At 64.5% G+C, this 19706-nt stretch carries 30 protein-coding genes; 5 read left to right on the top strand and 25 right to left on the bottom strand.

The annotated features are described in order from the left end of the window. The 25 genes from KAY22_RS12420 to KAY22_RS12540 form a co-directional block, all read right to left on the bottom strand. Positions 1 to 231, bottom strand: a 231-nt coding sequence (locus tag KAY22_RS12420; RefSeq protein WP_296623785.1) for a hypothetical protein, incomplete at its 3' end; no start/stop codon positions are given. 1 nt (position 232) lies between these two features. Beyond that, entirely contained in the window at positions 233 to 451 is a 219-nt protein-coding gene (locus tag KAY22_RS12425; protein ID WP_296623786.1) for a hypothetical protein, read from the bottom strand. Positions 452 to 533: 82 nt separating this feature from the next. Further along, the gene (locus KAY22_RS12430; RefSeq protein WP_296623787.1) at positions 534 to 851 is read right to left on the bottom strand and encodes a hypothetical protein; all 318 of its coding nucleotides are present in this window, start codon (positions 849 to 851) and stop codon (positions 534 to 536) included. 47 nt (positions 852 to 898) lie between these two features. After that, a complete protein-coding gene (locus KAY22_RS12435; protein ID WP_296623788.1) occupies positions 899 to 1324 on the bottom strand; it encodes a hypothetical protein in 426 nt (141 codons plus the stop codon). A gap of 61 nt (positions 1325 to 1385) precedes the next feature. Next, complete coding sequence (locus tag KAY22_RS12440; protein WP_296623789.1) at positions 1386 to 2804, bottom strand: phage major capsid protein; 1419 nt, start codon at positions 2802 to 2804, stop codon at positions 1386 to 1388. A gap of 99 nt (positions 2805 to 2903) precedes the next feature. Further along, on the bottom strand, positions 2904 to 3800 hold the full coding sequence (locus KAY22_RS12445) for a S49 family peptidase (protein ID WP_296623790.1): 897 nt from the start codon (positions 3798 to 3800) through the stop codon (positions 2904 to 2906). Next, a complete protein-coding gene (locus tag KAY22_RS12450; protein ID WP_296623791.1) occupies positions 3797 to 5122 on the bottom strand; it encodes a phage portal protein in 1326 nt (441 codons plus the stop codon). The genes KAY22_RS12445 and KAY22_RS12450 overlap by 4 nt, the downstream gene beginning before the upstream one ends. Further along, positions 5122 to 6996 (bottom strand): terminase large subunit, encoded by a 1875-nt coding sequence (locus KAY22_RS12455; RefSeq protein WP_366514087.1) that lies wholly within the window; start codon positions 6994 to 6996, stop codon positions 5122 to 5124. The genes KAY22_RS12450 and KAY22_RS12455 overlap by 1 nt, the downstream gene beginning before the upstream one ends. After that, entirely contained in the window at positions 6893 to 7303 is a 411-nt protein-coding gene (locus KAY22_RS12460; protein WP_296623792.1) for a hypothetical protein, read from the bottom strand. Before KAY22_RS12460 ends, KAY22_RS12455 begins: the two co-directional genes overlap by 104 nt. 181 nt (positions 7304 to 7484) lie before the next feature. Next, a complete protein-coding gene (locus tag KAY22_RS12465) occupies positions 7485 to 7817 on the bottom strand; it encodes an HNH endonuclease signature motif containing protein (protein WP_296623793.1) in 333 nt (110 codons plus the stop codon). Between the two features lie 251 nt (positions 7818 to 8068). After that, positions 8069 to 8650 carry a hypothetical protein gene (locus tag KAY22_RS12470; RefSeq protein WP_296623794.1) on the bottom strand — a complete coding sequence of 194 codons (582 nt, stop codon included), beginning with the start codon at positions 8648 to 8650 and terminating at the stop codon, positions 8069 to 8071. A 50-nt stretch (positions 8651 to 8700) separates the two neighbouring features. After that, complete coding sequence (locus KAY22_RS12475; RefSeq protein WP_296623795.1) at positions 8701 to 9306, bottom strand: hypothetical protein; 606 nt, start codon at positions 9304 to 9306, stop codon at positions 8701 to 8703. Beyond that, on the bottom strand, positions 9275 to 10018 hold the full coding sequence (locus tag KAY22_RS12480; RefSeq protein WP_296623796.1) for a helix-turn-helix domain-containing protein: 744 nt from the start codon (positions 10016 to 10018) through the stop codon (positions 9275 to 9277). The genes KAY22_RS12475 and KAY22_RS12480 overlap by 32 nt, the downstream gene beginning before the upstream one ends. After that, positions 10015 to 10296, bottom strand: coding sequence for an HNH endonuclease (locus KAY22_RS12485; RefSeq protein ID WP_296623797.1), 282 nt, complete (start codon positions 10294 to 10296; stop codon positions 10015 to 10017). The genes KAY22_RS12480 and KAY22_RS12485 overlap by 4 nt, the downstream gene beginning before the upstream one ends. A gap of 23 nt (positions 10297 to 10319) precedes the next feature. After that, entirely contained in the window at positions 10320 to 10598 is a 279-nt protein-coding gene (locus KAY22_RS12490; RefSeq protein ID WP_296623798.1) for a hypothetical protein, read from the bottom strand. Beyond that, on the bottom strand, positions 10595 to 11002 hold the full coding sequence (locus tag KAY22_RS12495) for a hypothetical protein (RefSeq protein WP_296623799.1): 408 nt from the start codon (positions 11000 to 11002) through the stop codon (positions 10595 to 10597). The genes KAY22_RS12490 and KAY22_RS12495 overlap by 4 nt, the downstream gene beginning before the upstream one ends. Positions 11003 to 11531: 529 nt before the next feature. Continuing rightward, a complete protein-coding gene (locus KAY22_RS12500; protein WP_296623800.1) occupies positions 11532 to 11873 on the bottom strand; it encodes a hypothetical protein in 342 nt (113 codons plus the stop codon). A gap of 11 nt (positions 11874 to 11884) precedes the next feature. Beyond that, on the bottom strand, positions 11885 to 12616 hold the full coding sequence (locus KAY22_RS12505) for a hypothetical protein (protein WP_296623801.1): 732 nt from the start codon (positions 12614 to 12616) through the stop codon (positions 11885 to 11887). Next, positions 12613 to 13446, bottom strand: a complete 834-nt coding sequence (locus KAY22_RS12510) for a DUF6551 family protein (protein ID WP_296623802.1) — start codon at positions 13444 to 13446, stop codon at positions 12613 to 12615. The genes KAY22_RS12505 and KAY22_RS12510 overlap by 4 nt, the downstream gene beginning before the upstream one ends. Further along, positions 13443 to 15230 carry a ParB/RepB/Spo0J family partition protein gene (locus KAY22_RS12515; protein ID WP_296623803.1) on the bottom strand — a complete coding sequence of 596 codons (1788 nt, stop codon included), beginning with the start codon at positions 15228 to 15230 and terminating at the stop codon, positions 13443 to 13445. The genes KAY22_RS12510 and KAY22_RS12515 overlap by 4 nt, the downstream gene beginning before the upstream one ends. Positions 15231 to 15329: 99 nt before the next feature. After that, positions 15330 to 15581 carry a hypothetical protein gene (locus KAY22_RS12520; protein ID WP_296623804.1) on the bottom strand — a complete coding sequence of 84 codons (252 nt, stop codon included), beginning with the start codon at positions 15579 to 15581 and terminating at the stop codon, positions 15330 to 15332. Positions 15582 to 15629: 48 nt separating this feature from the next. Further along, the gene (locus KAY22_RS12525) at positions 15630 to 15971 is read right to left on the bottom strand and encodes a hypothetical protein (RefSeq protein WP_296623805.1); all 342 of its coding nucleotides are present in this window, start codon (positions 15969 to 15971) and stop codon (positions 15630 to 15632) included. Then, positions 15971 to 16228 carry a DUF2312 domain-containing protein gene (locus KAY22_RS12530; RefSeq protein ID WP_296623806.1) on the bottom strand — a complete coding sequence of 86 codons (258 nt, stop codon included), beginning with the start codon at positions 16226 to 16228 and terminating at the stop codon, positions 15971 to 15973. Before KAY22_RS12530 ends, KAY22_RS12525 begins: the two co-directional genes overlap by 1 nt. A gap of 118 nt (positions 16229 to 16346) precedes the next feature. After that, complete coding sequence (locus KAY22_RS12535) at positions 16347 to 16778, bottom strand: hypothetical protein (protein WP_296623807.1); 432 nt, start codon at positions 16776 to 16778, stop codon at positions 16347 to 16349. 43 nt (positions 16779 to 16821) lie between these two features. After that, positions 16822 to 17160, bottom strand: a complete 339-nt coding sequence (locus KAY22_RS12540) for a hypothetical protein (RefSeq protein WP_296623808.1) — start codon at positions 17158 to 17160, stop codon at positions 16822 to 16824. 99 nt (positions 17161 to 17259) lie between these two features. Here KAY22_RS12540 and KAY22_RS12545 point away from each other — a divergent pair, with 99 nt between their 5' ends. The 5 genes from KAY22_RS12545 to KAY22_RS12565 all read left to right on the top strand — a co-directional run bounded on the left by KAY22_RS12545 (position 17260) and on the right by KAY22_RS12565 (position 19383). Beyond that, positions 17260 to 17937, top strand: coding sequence for a S24 family peptidase (locus KAY22_RS12545; protein ID WP_296623809.1), 678 nt, complete (start codon positions 17260 to 17262; stop codon positions 17935 to 17937). Between the two features lie 25 nt (positions 17938 to 17962). Beyond that, positions 17963 to 18361, top strand: a complete 399-nt coding sequence (locus KAY22_RS12550; RefSeq protein WP_296623810.1) for an HIRAN domain-containing protein — start codon at positions 17963 to 17965, stop codon at positions 18359 to 18361. A gap of 109 nt (positions 18362 to 18470) precedes the next feature. Next, complete coding sequence (locus KAY22_RS12555; RefSeq protein ID WP_296623811.1) at positions 18471 to 18929, top strand: hypothetical protein; 459 nt, start codon at positions 18471 to 18473, stop codon at positions 18927 to 18929. Continuing rightward, entirely contained in the window at positions 18929 to 19252 is a 324-nt protein-coding gene (locus KAY22_RS12560; RefSeq protein ID WP_296623812.1) for a hypothetical protein, read from the top strand. Before KAY22_RS12555 ends, KAY22_RS12560 begins: the two co-directional genes overlap by 1 nt. After that, a complete protein-coding gene (locus KAY22_RS12565) occupies positions 19249 to 19383 on the top strand; it encodes a hypothetical protein (protein ID WP_296623813.1) in 135 nt (44 codons plus the stop codon). Before KAY22_RS12560 ends, KAY22_RS12565 begins: the two co-directional genes overlap by 4 nt. Positions 19384 to 19706: the final 323 nt, after the last annotated feature.

The following is a 19706-nucleotide window of genomic DNA, read 5'->3' on the forward strand; positions in this document are numbered from 1 at the left end:
CGGCAGATAGATCGCGCGGTCCCGTCCGAAATCGTCCAACCGGGCCTCAAGGATCTGCTGGCCGAGCGCTCGGCCGAGTTCACCGTCGGGCCCATCGAGAAGCTCGGTCGCCGCAGCGATCATTCGCTCGACGTCGGCCTGCTCGTCCGTTCCGCCAGCCAAGCGAAGGCGAGCGACCGCCTCCGCATAGCTCACCACCGGATCGGGCGGGGTGACGACGACGACGCGCATGTCAGGCGGCCTTGCCGTCCGTCTTGCCGCCAGCAGGTTTCGTGGTCTCGTCCGTCTTTGCGGACGCAGCCTTCTGGCCGTGCGTCACCTCGTCGGTGGTCTCTTCGAACTTGCCAGCGGCGACGAGCTTTTTGCCGCGCTCTGCAGACTCCTCGATGACGGCCCCGCGCGGTAGCGACCCGATTTCATGGTTGACGGCGATCTTTGCTTTGATGCGCATGGTGCGCTCCTACCTGTCCACGGAAGAAGGGTGCGGGACGGCGAAAGGGAACGCCGCCCCGCGGTTCACGCCTGGAGGGGCGTTACGAAGAAGCCTTGGCCAGCCGAGCGGCGCGGATGGCCGCCTGAAGGTCGGGCTTCGAGCGAGCGTCGCCGGTGTCGATTTCCTCGGCCTTCGCCTTTTCCTTCAACTGGGCGACAGTCAGGTCAGTGAGGTCGTCGACGATCTCCGCCGGTTTGCTCTCGGCCTGCTTCGGTGCGCCTTCCTTGAGGCAGCCGGCTTTGATCAGCCGAGCGGCATGCCCCTCATCGGCGGGGGTAAAGCCCGCGCCGGGGAAATGCCGGCTGTTATCGCGGATGTCGACCATCTCGGCCGTGACGGTGTGGGTGTGCTCTTTCATGCGTGGCTCCATTGAAAGGCGGGGGCGCTACACCCCGCCAAGCCAGATCAGGCCGACTGCGCGGCGGTCGGCAGATGACGCGCACCCGAAAGGATGGCAGCGGCCGAGAGGAAGACGTTGCCGGAGTTGTTGGCCGGCGTGACGGTGAGGCGAACATATCGCTTCGATCCGACATAGCCGATCTTCCGAACCTTGTTGTCGTCGTCGAACTTGAAGCCCGCCGACGCCTCGGTGCCGGTCAGCTGGGCATCAGGCACCGCTGCGGCGTCGCTGAGGTTGGCGGCATCGCCATGCTCGATGAGCACGGTGAAGGTCGCGTCCGCGTCGGCGATCGCGCCGAGCAGTATCGCGAAAACGAGCATCTCGAAGCCGAACAGATCGATGATCTGCGAGACATACGGGGTGTTGTCGGTGATGGCTGCAGCCGGGCTGATCGCACGGCGCACCTCGATGTGGTTGGCCAGGTCACGCATGGGTATCTCCTATGTTGCGTGATTGAGGTGAGAGGGGCCGGGATCAGCCGGCCCCAGGCGATCAGGCCGGCACGTCCAGGCCCACGAAGGGCGAGACTTCCCAGCCGTTCTCTTCGGTGATCGGAGCATTGAGCCAGGGGGCACCGTCGACGTTCCAGAAGAACTTGATAACGGTCTGGTTCGACGTGAACTTCACGTGCTCCGAACTGGCGACGAACGGTCCCGAGCCATCCTTGATCAGGTACTGCGACCAGTCGACCAGGGTGATGTCACCCTTTGCGCCCAGTTGCGGGGCCCGATTGTTCCAGCGCACAGGGTAGCCGAGGAGCGTGCCGGCGAAGCCGTCGACCGCGCCGGGCTTCCAGATGTAATGCCCCTCGGGATCGGTCATCGTGGCGATGTCGACGAGCGACGACTGCGGCATCGACCACACGGGCGACTGGCCGCCGCGCATCAGGAACCGCGACACCATGTTGAGAAGATCGGCATAGGTGACGTGATTGGCCGTGGCGCGATTGATGAACTTCATCGCGCCGGAGTTGCTCGCTCCGAGCGGCTGATGGACGCCGGTGCCGCGCTGGAACGCGAAATCTTCGGCAGCGCTCGAAGCGGCACGGAACAGGCCCTCGACGAAGGCCCCGCTCGCCTGCCAGTTGCGGAGCAGCTTGTCGGTGACCGTGACGAAGCCCGCAATCTCATGCGGCGTAAGCGTGATCGACTTCAGCTTCGCATCGGTCTCGGGCTTCTCTTCGCCCTCCCCGATCCACTTGAACTCGACACCGCCGAACATGTTCTTCGGGTTTGCGCCACTCTGATCGAGCGCCGGCATGGTGATGCCCGCATCCGGCGGGGAGCCGGCGGGGATGACATTGGCACGTGGGCGCACCAGGGCATCCTGCGGCGCCACCGACATGATGTTGCTGCGCAGCTGAACGGGGACCATGAACCCGCCCTGGGTATCGTTGTCCATGCGCATCGACGCGCCGATCTCGCCCTCACCACCGACATTGGCGGCCGCACGCTCGACGTAATTGAGGCGCTGATCGTTCGGGTTGAACCGGACCGACGACAGGAACTCGCCGAAGCTCTCGAATTCCTTTTTGCCGTGCGGGCCGTCGGGAATCGTAACACTGCCGCGGCGCGAAACGGCGCCAGCCGATGCCGCGCCGGCCGCCTCGGCGGCTTCCAGGCCGGTCATGCGGCCGATACGCACGTCGAGCGCATCGAGCTTCGTCTTCAGCGCATCGTAGGCAGTGACCTCTTCAGCGGTGAAATCGCGGCTCTCGCCTTCAGCGGCGTCGATCATGCCGCGCATCTGCGCGACCAGGTTGGCGCGTTCCGCGCGGAGCGTCGCGAGCGGACTGGCGACAGGCGGATGCCCATCGGGTGCGCGCATGAATCGGCCCTGGCTGCGTTCCGCCGCCGTCATCGGGCCCAGCGCCGCCGCCGCCAGGGCGCCGGCCAGAAGCACTTTCGTCATTTTGGTATCTCCCGGCCCGGTGGGCCATAGATGTGCCGGACATGCGCCGGGGTCGTCCGTGCCGGCGCACGAACGCGGCGTCTTCCCCGAGGGGATTGATCAGTTGCGCAGAGCGAGCGCCCGCTTCTCGCGGGCCGGAGCGAACTTGCGCGGCGCGGGCGAAGTCGCCCCGAAGCGTGCGAGCGTTTCCTTCATGGTGGCGACCCGGTCGGCCATGCCTTCCTTCACAGCAGCGCTGGCGCCGAGCATGCGCCCTTGACCGAAGCCATCGCGAACCTGAGCTGCAGTCACGCCTCGGCCCGAAGCAACGCGATCGACGAACATGCCGAAATAGTCGTCGACACGGCCCTGCATGTACGCACGGGTGTCGTCGGAGAGCGGGCCCAGAAGCCCCTCACCCTTGAACTTGCCGGCGCTGATGATTTCCCGGCTGATCCCGGATTTTTCCAGTGCGGCAGTGACGTCGTCATAAGCCGTGCGGACCCCGATCGCGCCGACTGCCGAGCTTGGCGAGACCACGATCTCGTCGGCAGTCGAACCGATCCAGTAGCCCGCGCTGGCGAGGTTGCCCGTGACCTGGACGACAATAGGCTTCGTGCCGCGAACGGCAGCGACCGCTGCAGCGGCCTCATCCACATTGATCACATTTCCGCCAGGCGTGTCGGCGTCAACAATGATGGCCTTTACCTTGTCATCCGCGGCGGCCTTGTCGACCGCTGCAGCGAAGCCTTCGGCCGTGGTGCCACTGCTCGAAAGTGAACCCATCATGCCCACGCGAGGCGAGATGATGCCGCGCAGGGGTATGATCGAAATGGCACCTTCCTGGCGAGCCACGGCGGTGGCGGTCTGCGGCGCAATCCGCGCCTCGATTTCCTCCGCCGAGAGCTTGCCGCCATCGGCTTGGAAGGTCAGAAAATCGACGATGGCGAGCAGCTTGGCTTCCTCCATCGCCCAATATTCGGAGGCGAAGGCGGCGAGAATGTGCGGATATTTCATGCCGGCTCTTCCTCTTGGATGGTGGCGCTGTCTCCCGCCGGATTGGTCGGCGCGGCGGTCGCGTTCTTCAGCGTCTGAACATTGTTCGAAACGAAGTTGATGTCGCCGTCCGCACCGATGCCGTTCATATCCTCCAGCGCGAGGATCTGATTGATGGTCATGCCGAGCTCGAACATCGTCTTGTAGAAGGCGGCCCGCGCGGCCATGTCCCCGCGCAGGATCGCATTCATGTTGAATTTGACGAACAGGCCCTTGTTCCGCTCTTCCTCAGTGAAGAGCTTCCAGTCATATTCCTGCTCGGTGGCCTGCACCCAGGGCGCAACGGTCTGGCGTATGAAGCCCAGCATCAGCTGCTCGATGCCGCTTCCCCAGCTGGTCGATTTCTCGTGGCTCTGGAGCATGACAAGCGGCACGTCGTACATGCGCGCAATCTCGGCGATCTGAAACTCTCGGGTTCCCAGAAACTGCGCATCATCCGGGGGAATGGTGGTTTGAATGAACTTCATGCCCTCTTCGAGCACCTTCACCCGGTGGGCATTATCCAGCCCGCCCTGCGCCTCCAGAGAAGCGACCGGGTTCTCGGGCGCAGCCTTTTTCTCCCCGCCAGGGGCGCGGATGTTCTGCCGAGCGTTGGACGATAGCTTGCCCGGGTGCATGAGAAAGCCGCCGCTTTTCATGTCATTGGCAAAGAACTTGCCGCCGAAATCCTCCAGCGCCTTGGCCATGCCGAGCGCTTCTCGCGCGATCGCAACCTGCGAATAGCCGATATAGCCGTCGTGGCTCAGATCCATCACGTGCGCGACATCGCCATGATCGATCCGAAAGGTTCGTCCGTCGATGTTGGTGCGATACTCCAGCCGCCCATCCACCCGATGCGGCCGCGTGCGATCGGGGAGAAGCGGCCAGAGGCCGATGGCTTCGCCCTTATTGTTCCGCTCAATCTCCTGATACCCATTGCCCCAGAGCAGGGCGTGGCCTTGGGTCGTTTTCCGCAGCGTGCGCGATGACATATAGTCGTTCGGGCGAAGGCCGAGGCGCTGCGACATAGGATGCTCGGTCACGAGCGTCGATCCGCCCAGCCCGTCGCGCTGCCTGATCTCCAGCGGAAAGTTGGCGATCGGATTGCCGATCCGATTGGTGCAGGCGTAGACGACCGGCAGATAGAGCGCCGTCGATTCCGAAACCTGGACACCCGCAGCCGTTTTGCCGCCGCCGATCATGCGCACGAACCAGCCGTCGCGCGACATGCTGTCGGACGGGCCGTGACGCGCTTCCATCGAAGGGGCTGTCAGCGCCGCCCACGCATTCGAGAAACGGCCCATCACAGCGTCTCGATCTCGATTTCCAGCAGCCCGCGCTCTTCATAGACGCTGGTGGTATCCTCGATTGGAAGCTGCATCGGCGCCAAAGCGTTCACCGCTGCGTCGATGCCGTCGATCTTGTTGGGCGACATCGGCGTCTCCTTCTTCGGCAGGATCGAGCCGTCCACACGGCGGTCGACGACCGCGTTGCCGGCCATCCATTCCATGACGGGGTTCGCATCGTGCAGAAGCTGATGCGGGCCAGCCTTTACCCGCGCCTCAAGATCCTTTGCCGGATCGCTACAGTTCTTTGCATTCTTCGGATGAATCTTCGCAAAGGCGTCATCACCATCGCCGAAGTCGTCGTTCAGCTGGGCGGCCATGATCTGCCATGCGCCGTACTGATCGCCGACGGCGTTCTTCACATTGAGCACGGCCTTCAGTCGTCGTACCTGCCGTTCGACCCGGCGGTGATCGATGAAATCGCCCGGCGTGGCGATCAGTCGCCCGGCCGCCTGCCAGCGCCGATACATGGCGATCACTTCTTTCTCGGATTGGCTTTCCCGCTTCAGCACGGCCTGGGGAACGTAGAACCATGTTTTCAGCAGAAGCCGGCCGGTATCGTCGAGGGCGGCTAGCACCAGGGCGGTGATGTCATCCTTGTCCGATAGGTCGGTGCCGATGAAGCACTCCAGCCCCCGGAAGTCCTGAAGCCGAAGCGATGGATCACCGCACGCCTGCCACTGGGCGACATTGAGCCACGCCGAGGCGGCGCCCATCCAGATATTAAGGCGCTTGGTCTTGAACTCCCCTTCCGCCGAGGGGCTGTTCTGGGCCTCGATTGCGTATTGCCGAAGCTCTTCCAGCTGTACGGCGCTGCCGAGCAGCGGATTGGCCTTGATCCATTTCGTTTCATCGAACGGATCATCGCCGGCCTTGCGGCCATCTCCATAGTCTTCCGCCCGGTCGAGCGTGAAGATGATGCCGAACACATGTTCAGCAATCACCGACCGCTCGAGCACCTTCGTCGCAAAGGTGCGCTGCTCATAGCAAACGCCGTGCAGATTGAAGCCCGCGGTAGTGATCTGCCACAAGAGCGGCTGCTTCCGCGCGCCGAAGGCCGAGCGCATGACATCGTACAGTCCGCGATCGCTATGCGCGTGGAGCTCGTCCATCGTAACCAGGTGCGGGTTATGGCCGTCCTGGGTCTTCGACTTCGCGTGCAACGGCTGCATGTAGCCGCCGTTGTCTGCGCAGGTGATCGACTTTGCCCAGGCGCGGATCCCGAACGCTTCCTGGAGTTCGGGCAGCTTTTCGACCATCCGCTTGGCCGGGTGGAAAACCTTCTTGGCCTGATCGAACGTCGTCGCCGCCGTCAGCACTTGGGGGCCGGGCTCGTTCTCCATCGCCAGGCAATAGAGCGAGACGCCGGCAGTCTTGGTCGACTTTGCGTTTTTCCGGGCGACCTCTTCATAGACGACGGTGAAGCGGCGAAGCCCGTTGTCCTTCCGGCGCCACCCGAAGACAACGGCCAGAATGAATATCTGGGCTGGCTCCAGAGTGATCGTCGGCGTGTCCCAGACACCCTCGATATGCGGAAGCATCTCCATGAACCCGCAGACATCGTTCGCGTGGTCGACCGACCAGCGATAAGGCCACTTCGGATCGCGTTGGCGCTTCAGATCGTCGAGGTGGCGTTGGGCCGCGAGCCGAACCCATTTGCAATGACGTCGCTGCTTCTTGTCGGCCGCCGCGGCCTTCGCATAATCCAGCGCGCGGGCGGCAAAATCCTTAGCGGCCGCCGAGGCGCTTGAACGGGTTGCTCGTTTTGGTCGGGTCATCGGCCACCTTGCCGACCCGGCTCTTGCGGCCTGCGATCCCGAGCAATTCGGCATATTGGCGCAGCAGCGTCAGATATGCGGCGGGGGGCGGGTCGCCGCCGGCCTTGAACGCCTGGCGCACCAGCGCCTCGGTCGAGCAGTACCGCGCGAACAGGTCGCTATCGAGTTCGGTTACGCCGGCCGCCATCACGCGACCGACGTTCTCGTGCCAGACATCGATCGCGCCGGGTGTGAGATAGTCGGGCGCGATCGGCGGGTCGCCGGGCACGATGATTTCCGTCTTCAGCGCATCGCGGAATGGTCGGAGCGTACCGGTCGCCAGCTTCTCCGACGGGGCTTTTGGCTTCGGGCCTCGCTTCATGGGTGCCTCCCAGGCGGGGGGCCAGAAATTTAATTCGGCCAGAAAGTTTAAATCGGGCGTGCGAAAAATTGCCCCCACGCGCGGTCCCAGAGCCCTCGGGCCCAGACTTTCGACCCACCCCCGGTCGGGGCGGCGCGCTCGCCGGGTCGCGAGGGCTAGAAATGGCTGATTTCTGCCGTTTTCAGTGACGATCGGCGCGACGTCGCAGGCGTGCGCGCGCTGCTTCGCGTGCGGTCTTCGCCTTGTGGCAGGGATCGCACAGGCCCTGCATGTTATCACGGTCGCCTGTCCCGCCCTCGGCCAGCGGCGTGATGTGATCGGCGGTCGTCGTGGCGGTCACCAAGCCGGAGGCGTCGCAGATGCGACACAGCGGCTCTTCGCGCAGCACACGCTCGCGCATCTTGTCATGCGCCGTGCCATAGCCGCGATCATGCCTCGATGCCCTACGCGTCCAGTTCGACGGCTTGGCCTTGGCGATCGGCTTGGCCCGCAGTCCGGGAGGGCGGCTGGGCAAGTCGTTGCTCCCATGGGTAGCCCGCACGATCTGGCGGCGGGCACCGGACGCGCTGCTAGGACACATGCGGCCCTACGCGTCCGGTAGTGTTGGGCTCCGACATTGCCGCCCCAGATGGCAGGTCAGGTCATCAAAGCCTCTCGGGGTATTGTGTGTAGGCAGCCTTCGGACTTCCGTCCGCGATGCGCGGAAAGAGGGTGGGCGGTTCGACCTCTTCGCCTTGCGGGTGGGTCAGCAACCACGACAGCTGCTCAGGCAGCGGCACCCATAACGGGCTGCCCGTCCACTACCAAATCCGCCGTAAGAAGGGAAGTCGCGATCTTCATGCGGAAGGTCTGACCGAACGCCACCAAGACAAAGGCGTCGCCGGTGGTCTCGACGGTGCCGGACAGCCCTGCGAACGCACCCTCGCCGATGCTGACGCGCTGCCCCATATGCAGTCGGCGACGACGCTTGCGGCGAGCCTGGACACGTGCGCGCTCTTCCGCGTGGCGCAACCCTTCGACCTCGCCATCGCCGACGAGGGGAACGCGGCCAGCATGGCGGAAGAGGGAGAAGTCAGGATAAGGATTGATCGGTGACGCTTCGGCGATGATCAGGTCGCGCAGATGAACGGCCCGAACGAACACGAACGTTGGTGCGATCGGCACGTCGCGCTCAACCGAAAGATTGCTTCGAGGCCGCTTTCGCGTTTGGGTCGCGCAGGGCGTCCAGGCCTCATAGCCGGCCGCAGCGAGCGCCATCATCAAAGCGAGCGTCCGGCCCGGCGAGGTCCGGAGGATGCACCAGCGACCAGCCGGGTCGATCGTTGTCTTTTTCGTGTTGTCGTTCATTCCACTAACCCCGCCAGATGTTCTCGTTTTACCCCAAGACGCCCCTGCCGTCACGCTGCGCGGCGACGCTCTGCCTCGCGCTCGTCGGGGTCGGCCCGGTAGCTCTCGACCGCTCCATCGACCAGCCGGAACCGGGTCGAGATGCCAAGCCGGCGGAACCGATCATTGGCCTCGTCGACCATGGCCTCTGTCCAAGGCTCCTCCGCAGGCGGCGGCAAGCTCGGCTCCGACGCGCGTTCGATCGCCTCGCGCAGCGCGGCCAGCCGCATCAGCGCCAGCTTGCGGGTCGCGACCATGTCGCCGGCAATCTCGCGGACGATGCCCTCGACCTCGTTGAGATATTGCATCGGCCTGTGGATCGCCCGTTTAGCCGCGGTCAGCACGATGACGGCCGGCAGGTCCGATAAGGACTCGACCATCACCAGTCGCCATTGCTGGCCCTGGGCGACCGACATACCCGGTGCGATCTTCACCGCCAGTCTCCGCAACCGCTCGTCGAGCGCCGCTTCCCATTCCTTCCGGGCGACATCTTCCACCGGTGCGGGAGCGAGGTGCGCCCTGATTGTCTGCTCGGCTTCGAGGATCGTCGCAGCCGGCTCATCGCCGGCGAGCGCGATCGCCGCCTCAATCGTCCAGGCTGATCGGTTCGCGGCCATCCATGCCAGGTCGCGGCGCCCAAGCGCTGGGCCTGTCTGTGTTGCGATTTCTTGTGCCACGTCGTTCTTCCCGCTTGTCCATTTCGTCGATCGCCCTGATCCGGTTCCACCAGGTGCGGTCCCAATCGGCCTTGGTTGCGTCCTTCCCGGCCCGGCTGATCCAGAAGTCCCGGAACTCGTCGAGCCGCTGCTGCAGGCGACCGGGTGGCCAGCCGTCGACGACCTTCTGGACCGCATCGGGCAAATCCTTGGTGGGTTGCCAATCGTAATCCAGGCGGGTGCCGCGCACCGCAGCCGTGCGCCCTGAAGATGCGATAGCATCTGAAGGTATAGGTTCATGAGGAGGTTCCGTGTCCCGTTTTTGGGACGCTTTGCCGCCTTTTTTGGGACGGTTCCGTTTTTGGGACGGTTCCGTTTCCGGTTCCGTTTCCGCTTCTCCGTCATTAGCGGGAACGGGCAGCCGCCATACTATGATCTGCCGGGTCTCACCTCGCCGTTCGCCCGTATCGACAATCAACTGCTCGCTCTTGAGGCGATGCAGCGATGAGAGGACGGTTTTGCGATCCAACCCGGTGAACTCAACCAGCGTCGCGACTGCTGCAAAGCACAGCAACCCGTCGCGCGCCGCATCCGCCATAGCCCACAGCACAAGCTTGTCGGCCGGCCGCGGCGGGTGTTGCCGGCTGGCCCAGATCGTGGCTCGACCGCTCATAGGAGCCCCCTCCCCGAGCTTGCGCGCGCAGAGCGTTCAGCCATCGTCTTCGCCTTGTGGCAGTCAAAGCAGAGCAGCTGTAGGTTCGAGAGGTCCTTGGCCAGGTGGGGGGCGTCGACGATCGGAAGGCGATGATCGAGTTCGAGGATCGAGCGCTCTTCGATCCGGCCATATCCGGCGTCGACGCGACGGGTACCTGATGCTCCGCAATTCGCGCAGCCATCGCCGTCGCGTTTCACCAGCGCCGCTCGCGCTGCACGCCGCTCTGCTGAACTCATCCGGAGATGCTTGGTGCGATCGGTCAACTCCGGCCCCCAAGCATGTCGAGGCGCAAGTGATACTCCGCTCCGAGGCCTGGCTGTTCCAGCCGCTGAAGGTGCCCGGCATCAACCAGCGATCGGATGGCATACTGCACCGCGCGAACGCCCAAACCGGTAGCCGGGCTCAAGCCACGCCGGCCCTTGATCGTCGTGCGTGCTACGCCGTGGCCGTCAGCCAGCCAGGCCAGCCGGAGCAGCACCAGCCGATCGGTGGCGCCGATATCCATATCCCAGACCTGTTCCATCAGCCGGACGCTCATCCGAACATGTCCATCTGCGGACCCGGCGTGAAAGGCTCGGGATCAAGGGCGGGCGGTTCGATCGGCGCGTCGAGCCATCTGGGCCGCGGCGCCGACAAGGGCACGACCTCGGCAGGCTCGCGGCCGAGCCGTCGTTCGATCGATGCGCGCACCGCAGCCGTGATCGGGCCGTTGTTGAACATCATCTTGTAGACGGGGTGCATATACGGCTGGAGGCAGGCCAAGCTCGCCTCGAGCTCCTGCAGACGCGCCTCATCCGCGGTCGGCGGTGGTCCAGCCGCGGCCAGCCGCCGCTTCAGGTCGCGGACGATATCCTGCAGGGACGTCGCACGCATCGCCTGCGCCGACGAGACCGCAGGATCCTCGAGCAGTTGCTCGGCGCGGTGGCTCCATTGAACGATCATGGCTTCGGTCCATCGCCGGCAATCAGGCGTCATGCGCGGGCCGCCTGCTGTAGTTTGCCTGTCCGCGCATACCTCCGCGCGTCGACCTTGATCAGATCTTCGATCGCGGCGCGCGCGTCCGCACTCAGCATCCGCTTCGATCGGATCAACAAGCGGTAGTGCTCGCGATATTCGATAGGGCACCACGAAAGGTACCGCTCGCTGATCTGACGGCCGCGACGGGCGCGGGCTTCGGGGCTGTGGCTGCGCGCCTTCGCCTCTGGCGTGTGAAGGGCTGCGACCTTTTCATGACCTAGCCGGCGGCGGCGCGCCTTACCCTCGGGCGATGAGGCCTCAGCGATCGCAGCCGCACGCAGTGCCTGGCGCCGACGCTCCCTCGCTTCCGGTGTTGCGAATGCAGCTTCATAGCCGGCCCGACGAGCGGCGACGAGCTCCGGATCGGAATGCAACCGGGCCGTCGAACATCGGCGGCACAACCTGTCCGCCGTTCGCGCTTGGCAAGCCGCCTTTTCGAGACAGAACCGATCCCTCACGCGAGCTTATGCTCCCGGATTCGGAGTTCGACGAAGGCAGCGTCGGCGTCGACCGGGAAAGTGCGATTGATCAGCGCCATTGCGCCCGATCGATCGCCGGCGAGCAGGCAGTCGATGAACCCCGCCAGAGCGCGCCGATCACCGCATGCCTCGGGTTCGGTCTCGATCCATTCGGCAGCAAGGTTTTCGAACACCGTCTCGTCGTCGACTTCGACTTCCTTGATGATCAGAAGGTGATCGCGGAACGAACCGTCGGTTGCAGCCAAGCGCCCGTCGTCATCCGCCGCTGCCAGCGCGTCGCGGATCTGGCCGTAGGTAACCGTGATGTCGATGTACATGTTGCAGCCCCTCAGTGCTTCAGGAAGGCGATGGTTCGTTCGCTGTGCCAGCACAGCGCGCAGGTCGCGCAACAGTCGGTGCCGCCCGTCTGGGCAGGGCAAATTACGTGGTCGGTATCGGCAGGCGTGTCGACGACGACCGCGCCGCGGCTTGCACCTCTCCAGCCGGAGAAGCGGACGGCGAAGCGGCCCCAGTCGGCCGCGGCAAGTTCCAGGACGGCGCGGCCGATCTCGTCGAACGGAGATCGGGCGGTGTAGCCGAAGACGTGCAGCGCCGGAAACGTCGCGATCGCCCGCGCCCACATTTCAACATAGCCGGCCGAGTAGAAGTCGCCCAGGACATGGAGCCGGATCAGGAAGCCGCGCGGGTGCGCGGCCTGCAGGGCGGCAATCTCGCGCCATAGCGTTGCCTCGAGCTCGTCGCCGGGCGTGATGCGCTCGGCAGCCTGCATGTTGTTGCCATAGCAGGCGCCCCAAACGGCACAGGTGCGCGGGCATGTCGCTCGCTCTTCCAGCGTCAGCGTGAAGATCGGCCAGCCGCGCCGCGCGCCTTTCAGGACGGTCCTGCCGATCTTGCGGCTTTGATGGCCGTCCTTCAGCACGCGGCCGACCTCGTCGGGATCGAAGACGCGCGACGGAAACATCGACCGCGCGCCGCGGTAAGCGGGGTGGAGCGCGGACAGCACTACCCCCGCCCCCTTGGGCTCGATCGACGCGTGACGGCGAAGCGTTGATGCCTTCATTCCTCGCCACACGCCTCCGAATAGGCGCGCTCGAAAACCTGATGCGCGGCAACGTCCCATTTGAGCAGCGGGTTCGCGCCGCGAGCTTTATGGATCTCGGCGACCCATTCGGCCTGTGTCGCGCCCTGAAGGACCAACTCGAACAACGCCGGCGAATAATCATCCGGCGCCGACTTCATTTCGCTTGCGATCGTCTCGACGATCCCGCCGAACAGCGTGCCGGCATATTGCAGCACGTCGCCCGCGAAAGCCTTGGCCAGGGTGCGCAAAGCCATCCCGGTCACCTTCACGCCGTGGACCTTATGCGCCTTGATAATGCCGCCGATGTTATAGAGCTGTCCCGGCTTCCATGCCGTCGGGTTGGAGTGGGTAGCGAGCGACAATCCGGCCTTGTCGATCAGGTGCTGGATTTCGACTGCGGTGTCGTCGCCGGCGCTGAGGGCGGCCCGGAACAGATCCATCCGCGAAAGTGGCTTTCGCTGGACATTGAGCGCGACGAACGCTGCGGCCTCGTCACCCGGGCTGAAATGCTGCGTGATGACGCAAGGCAGGTCCCACATGTCATTGCGCAGCCGGGCCGCCGCCAGCCGATGCTGGCCATCGACGACCCAAAAGGTGCCGTCGGCGCGGCGCGCGACAACGAGGGGCTGGAAGAGCCCCCAGTCCCAGAACTGCGCGATCTTGCGGATCAGCGTCTGGGAGGTGCTGTTGTCGATCGACCTCTGATAGCTGGGATCGATGTTGAGCTCGGATAGCTTGCGGTTCTCGAGGCTCGGCCGCATCCCAAGCGGCGCGTTCACCTTCACGCGCGAGGTTGCCGGCCGGCTCATGCTTCGACCTCCCCGGCAAGAGCTTCGTAATCGGCAATGGTCGGGAATACCTCTCCGAAGGTCTCGACGCCGGCGAGCAGCTGCGTGAGCTCGTCGAAAGAGTCGAGGTACTGGCCATCGGATTCAGGGCGATCGGCGTAGCTGCCATCTTCCCACCTGAACCACGTCTCTCCATCCGCCACCAGAACGGCCGGCTGGGGGTCCATGGCTGCGATCTCGGTGCGCTTTGCGTCCAGCGCCCTCTCTTTCGCCTGCTCGGCCTCTTTCTGCCGGCGAAGTTCATCGGCCTTCAGTTCGTCGACCTTCTGCTCGGCCTCGATCCGCTTGGCCGCAACATCGGCGTCGCTGACCCAGATGCGGACGTTGACCGCCCAGCCGCCGCCGCGCTCGGGATGCATGAACGCCTCACCCTGCGGGCCGTATTGCGGCCAGAAGACGCGGCCTTCATAGGGAGTGTCGGCAAACGAACCGAGCGCCAGCCGAAGGGCGTACTTCTCGACATCATAGGCGCGCTGGCGCGCTGCGCGCTGCTCGGGCGTCTCGGGTTGATACCCTTGATGAGCGGGCCGCGCCGGCTTGACCTTTTCGACATCGGCCTTGGGGACGAAGAAGCCGTCTTCTTTTACGGCCAGTTCCCCTTGGCCGTTCACCCCGACGATCGCGAAGATGCTGACGTCGCTCGCCTTGGCGTTTGCCCACATCTGCTCGGGTTTCACGGCATAGTCAGAACTGACCAGGACATAGCCCTTGGGAGGCTTCGGAGCTTTCCACGGATATCCGTCGATCCTGATGCCGGAGGGAACGAGGAACTCCTCGATCGACGGGTACTCTTCGCGGCGCGCGGTGATGAGGCGAACGCCCTGAAACTTCGCCATCCTTTCGGCCGCGGCGAGAAGAATAGGGCCGCTGGCCAGCTTGCGCCCGCCGCCATAGGGAGCGTCGGCGGCGCCGAAGAGATCGTCTTCATACTCACCGCCGTCCGCCTCGTAGGTGTCGGCGCCGACGAACTTGAATAGCGCGGATCCGGTGTGCAGCTGCGCCGTGCTATATGCGGCACGGATCCGCGCCGGCGCATGCTTGTCCCAGGTCGACTTTTCCTGTTCGCGGAACACCTGGGCCTGCAGGGTGACATCGCTGCAGGCGACATAGGCCAGGGCCGCATCCATGCCGATCTTGCGCTCGGCCAGGGCTTCCAGGATCTCGGGCGCAAGCTGGGCCAGCCGCAGGCGTTGCTTCACATAGCGCTCGGTGAAGCCGAAGCGCTTGGCGAGGCCGGCCGCGTCCGTCGTGCCCGGCCGCATCAGGCGCTCAAAGGCGATGAACTCGTCGACGGGGCTCATGTCGCGCCGCGCGAGGTTCTCGGACAGTGAAAGCTCGACCGCCTCTTCCATGGGCCGGACGACCACAGGCACGCGGTAATCGTCATCGATGATGCCCCGGGTGTGGAGCAGCGCCAGCGCTGCCAGGCGCCGGCCGCCGCCGACGATCCAGGTGAAGCCTTGCGGGAAAATCTTCTGGCCCGGGTCCTGGTACCCGATCAGCGATTGGAGCAAGCCGTGCGCGGCAATGTCGTCCGCGAGCTCGTCGATATCTTCCGAGGCGCGCGTCTGACGCACGTTCTCCGGCGCTCGATCGAGCAGCGGGTAGCGGATAAGCTGGACGACGGTTTCGGCGATCGGCGCCGGGCCCATGCTGGGCGGGAGCTGCTCGGGTTCGGCCTTGGGGGTGCGGGGCTTTGACGCCGCCGCCGCTTTAGTGGACATTGAACGGATCTCCGTTGCCATGGTGGTGGCGCCCGGAGCGCGAAAGACCGATCGGGCAGATGATGCTCACACCGGCGGGTGCAACCGCTGGCGCATCGGAAATCGTAAGGCAGGCTGGCGTCATGTCAGCCTGCCGATCGGCGCCGGCCGCGGGTCGCGGCGCGCATATGGGCGATAGTCGGCGAAATCGATCAGCCACCTGCGCGACACGCGCTGCAGATATCCGCGCGATCGCTGCATCGATGCTGCAGCCTGGTCGAGCGTCCGCCCGGCCTTGGCATAGGCGAGGCAGACCTGGGCGACGCGAACCTGATGTTCGGAGACCTTGGCCTCCGCCGCGATCTGGCCGAGCAGGCGAGCAGGGCTTTCCATATTTACCCCCCCCCCCCGCGAACGGCAGCTGCACCGAAACGCCGCGCATCAGTCGATCCTTGCGACACGGTGCGAGCCATCGGCCTGGATCACCGCCAGCCACGAGCCGTCGAATAGGATGATGCGCTCATCGCGGAGTTGGGCTTGCGCGATCGCCGGCAGCGCCGGATCACCGGGATAGTTGAGCGTCAGACGCTCCAGATCGATGTCGAAGCCCGGATGATCTCTCCAGCCGCCGCCGTGCCGGTACCATCCGTCGATCTGATCGACGGCACCTGCAGCGTTGTGCTCGGACAGCCATAGCGGGATATCGCCGAGCAGTTCGTATTCGGAGCAGCCGGTGCACCGCACATGGTTGGCGGCAACGGGAGTGAGATCGAAGGGGATCATCAGATCATCCCCAGCGCGGCCATGTAGGTTTCGAGGATCATCGCCTCTTCCTCATGCTCGCCCTTTTTCTTCTTCCGGATGGCGATGAGCTTGCGGACGATCTTGGTGTCGTAGCCACGGCTCTTCATCTCCGACATCACCTCCTTGATGTCGTCGGCGAGGCCCTTCTTTTCCTCTTCCAGGCGCTCGACCCGCTCGACGAACAGGCGAAGTTCCTGCGCCGCGATGCTGCCCGAGTTGTCACCGATATCTGCCATTCCGACCTCGTCAGGCGCGCGTCAGGCCCCGCGCGCTGGGCACAGTTTCTCGCCGCCGGAGACCACCCCCGACGCGCGTCGCAATTTCAGAAGGGCTGAAGGCTCTGACCCAGCCGGGTCAGCCGTCCGCAGCCATGTGTTGGTTCTTGGCGATGAAAGCCCGGGTCCGCTTCCTCAGACGGGCCTCCTCGGCATGGTCGACGACCCCGTCGCGCTTCGCCTCCATCACATCGGAAAGCAGCGCGGCGGCATCGGCGGCGACTTCGTCCCAGCAGGCGGTATCGGCCTGGGTGTCGATGACGTGCGCGCCGCCGGGCTCGGTGATCATGTTGATCGCCTCGGGCGGCAGGAAACGACGCAGCGCCATCAGCTGGGCAACGGTGATCGCCGACCCGCCGGCCAGATCGCGCAGCGTCGAGGCTGGGATGCCGGACGCGGCGGCCAGGGCGTTGCGGGTGACGTGCAGCCCGGGGCCCACGAACATGGCGAACATCTGCTGCTGCCGATGAGCGGTTTCCCGCGCGATATGGCTCTCGGAGAACGGGATCACGCGCACGCCTCCGCGCTACACACGCGATATGGACACCAACCGATCATGCCGCCTTCGCCTCCCTATTCCGCAGGGGGCATCCGACGACGTCACAGGCCAATGCCTGGGCGCTGCCTGGCCGGGCGTCGCACGTCGAGCAGACGGCAATGCGGGCATCGGCCTCGGGAAGCGGATAAAGATCGGGCCGCAACTCATGGCGCGAGCCGTACCCTGCCGCTTCGGCCCGGAGCACCAGTTCGGCAGGCAACGGCCTTCCGTTGTTTAGACAGTAGGAGATCCGCTGTTGCGAAGTCCCGATATCGGCTGCGAAACGAGACTGGTTGTTGCCAGCCTTGGCGAGGGCGGCCTTCAGGGCCTGATGAAGGGCGGAAGTGTCGATCATGAACCGTCTTATCACAAATCTCTTGTGATTCTGCAACAAGAAACTTGTTTGGGGCATTCCGGCAAAGATTTTGTAGCCCTTTCCCCCATGGATGACGTGATGACGAAACGCCGCTGGCTGGAGACTGAGCGCGGGAAGCTGAGCTGGTCACCTTCCGACCTGGCGAAGCGCGCGCAACCTCTGGCCGATGCCGATGGCTACGCCGTGAAGTTCAATCAGCAGCTGATCTGGAACTTCGAAAACACCGCCAAGAAAATCCCTGGATGGTTTCGATATGCGGTCGCCGCCTTGGAGCAGGGCGTTCGCGAAAGCGCCGACCACGAACACGCCGATCCGGACAGGATCGCCAACGAAGATGAAATCTCGGACGCCGTCCTGATCGAGTTGCTCCCCACCTTCGCCGGCATGGGAGGCGGCGGGAGCGGATCGGGGGAGCCCAAGGTGGTGGCATTTTCGCGCGCCTTGGTTGAAGACTATCTCCGCATCGCACCGGCCGAGCTGTTGGCGATCGAGGTGGAGGGCGACTCTATGGAGCCGGCGTTCCTGGGCGGCGATCAACTCCTTATCGACCGTCGCAAGCGGAGCCCCACCCAGCCGGGCGCTTTCTGTCTGTGGGATGGCGATGGTTACGTCGTGAAATATCTTGAGAAGGTTAGCGGCTCAAACCCTCCATCCGTGCGAGTGATCAGCGGAAACCCACGATATTCGACTTCGACACGCCTTGTCGACGAGGTAGAAATCATGGGACGAGTTGTTTGGTTTGGTCGACGCGTCTGAGGCGCCCGCAGCTGTGAACCGGGCAATGACGATTCCGATTGTTGGGGTCAACTTTCCCAATACGGACAAGGCAAAAACGAACCGCAGGTTCGAGCTGATGCTCTGCGCGCCCGGCGATCCGGTCGAGTTGCGCCTGGAACCGAAAAACCCGTTTGATAAGCGTGCTGTCGCCATCTTCAGCACACGCGGCATTCAGATCGGGTATGTCCAGGCTGAGCGAGCCGCATTTATTGGCGGACTGATACGGCGGTTCGGCGAGGTGCAAGCCATCTTTCAAGCAGCAACCGATCATGGGGGACTGATTCGCGTTGGCCTTGAAGGCCAGAAGCCAGAGCTACCTCCCGCAACATCCACACCGCATCACCGGAAAAATACGCACGGCGATAGCGGGTTCTATCCCGACGAAATTTGGCCGGACGACTGATCCACAAAATCCTTGTTGATATGTCACAAGATACTTGTTACCTGTCTCTCATCGCTTCCTGATCAGCCGCGCGACGGCTCGCAAGACGGAGGCTTGATGGGAGCCAACCGTGTTGCACGAAACGACCACCCAAGACGCCGAGCGGCGCAGCGCTCTTGCCCAGGCGATTGAAGACGCCGCCGCCGATGTTGGCGAATGGCGACACCACCGTTCGCGGCTGAGCCGCCTGCGCCAGGGCAACTGGGCACGAGCGGCCGAGCTCGAGCTCGGCGCCGAGCTTCGCGATCGAATCGGTCTGGTCGCCAAGCGCGTCGATCTGACTGCCGATCAGCTGATCGAACTCGTCATCGTCGGCCATCGCTCGCCGGGGCATAAATCCGGCGCTGGCTCGACCCCAATGGGTCTGCGCGAGCTTCAGACGAAAGTCGCCGCGGCGATCGCGACCGAGCAGGCCGCGCGCAAGCAATGGGACGAGGCTCGCCATGCCTTCGGCCGGGCGCGAACAGCCCGGCGCGAGGCCGAAGAGGCGTACAAGGCCTATGCCGCCCAGCCGCTGGTGATCGACTGATGCCGGTCCATCCGACAGCCGTCTTCGCCGACAGTGGCGATGGTGCCGGCGTCCGGGCGGCTGAAAGCGCCCTGCAGGCGGCTGGCTTCTCAATCGGGCCTATGCAGGCGCGGGAATCGCGTTGCCTGCTGCTCGGTGACGTGAAGATCGCCAAGTGGCGCAACCTCACCGCCGCCGAGCGCATCGCCTGCCATGGGCAGATGTGGGGCGGCCGGGGCGGCAGCGTGACCATCATGCTCCACGCCGACGCGCCGAGCGCTGCAGTCGCCGCATTCTACAAGGTTCTTGCAGCGGCCGACGGCCGCCGGGGGATTGCAGCATGAACATCAAGAAAATCCGGGCCCGCCTTGCGCCGTGGTTCGTCGGGTTCAATCACCCCGCAATGGATGCGGTGATCCTGACCTCCATTGCGATCTCGGCTTTCTCGCTGATCGCCCTGCAGGTGATGAAATGATCTCCGACCGCCCTGGATGGCCCATCCAACGCTCTTCCCTTCCCGGCGCCCCCCAGCCTCGGACGCTCCCTCCCGGCGTCACCCAAGCCTCCAGTCCCGCGGCCGTCGAGGCCGGTCGCGGGACACATGCCGGCGATCTGACCGGCCGAAGCGCCGCCGGCATCGAGGACGAGATCCGGCGCATGTTCGGGGGTGCCAAATGAAGATCGACGACGGCACCCGGCAGGTTCTGCTGGCGATGGCCGAGCAGCTGATCGCGTCGCGACCGGCCGACGAGGTCATCTGCCGCCACGACAACCCCTTCTTCGAGCGCTGGTATATGC

The organism is Rhizorhabdus sp. (assembly GCF_018006725.1).
Taxonomy (GTDB): domain Bacteria; phylum Pseudomonadota; class Alphaproteobacteria; order Sphingomonadales; family Sphingomonadaceae; genus Rhizorhabdus.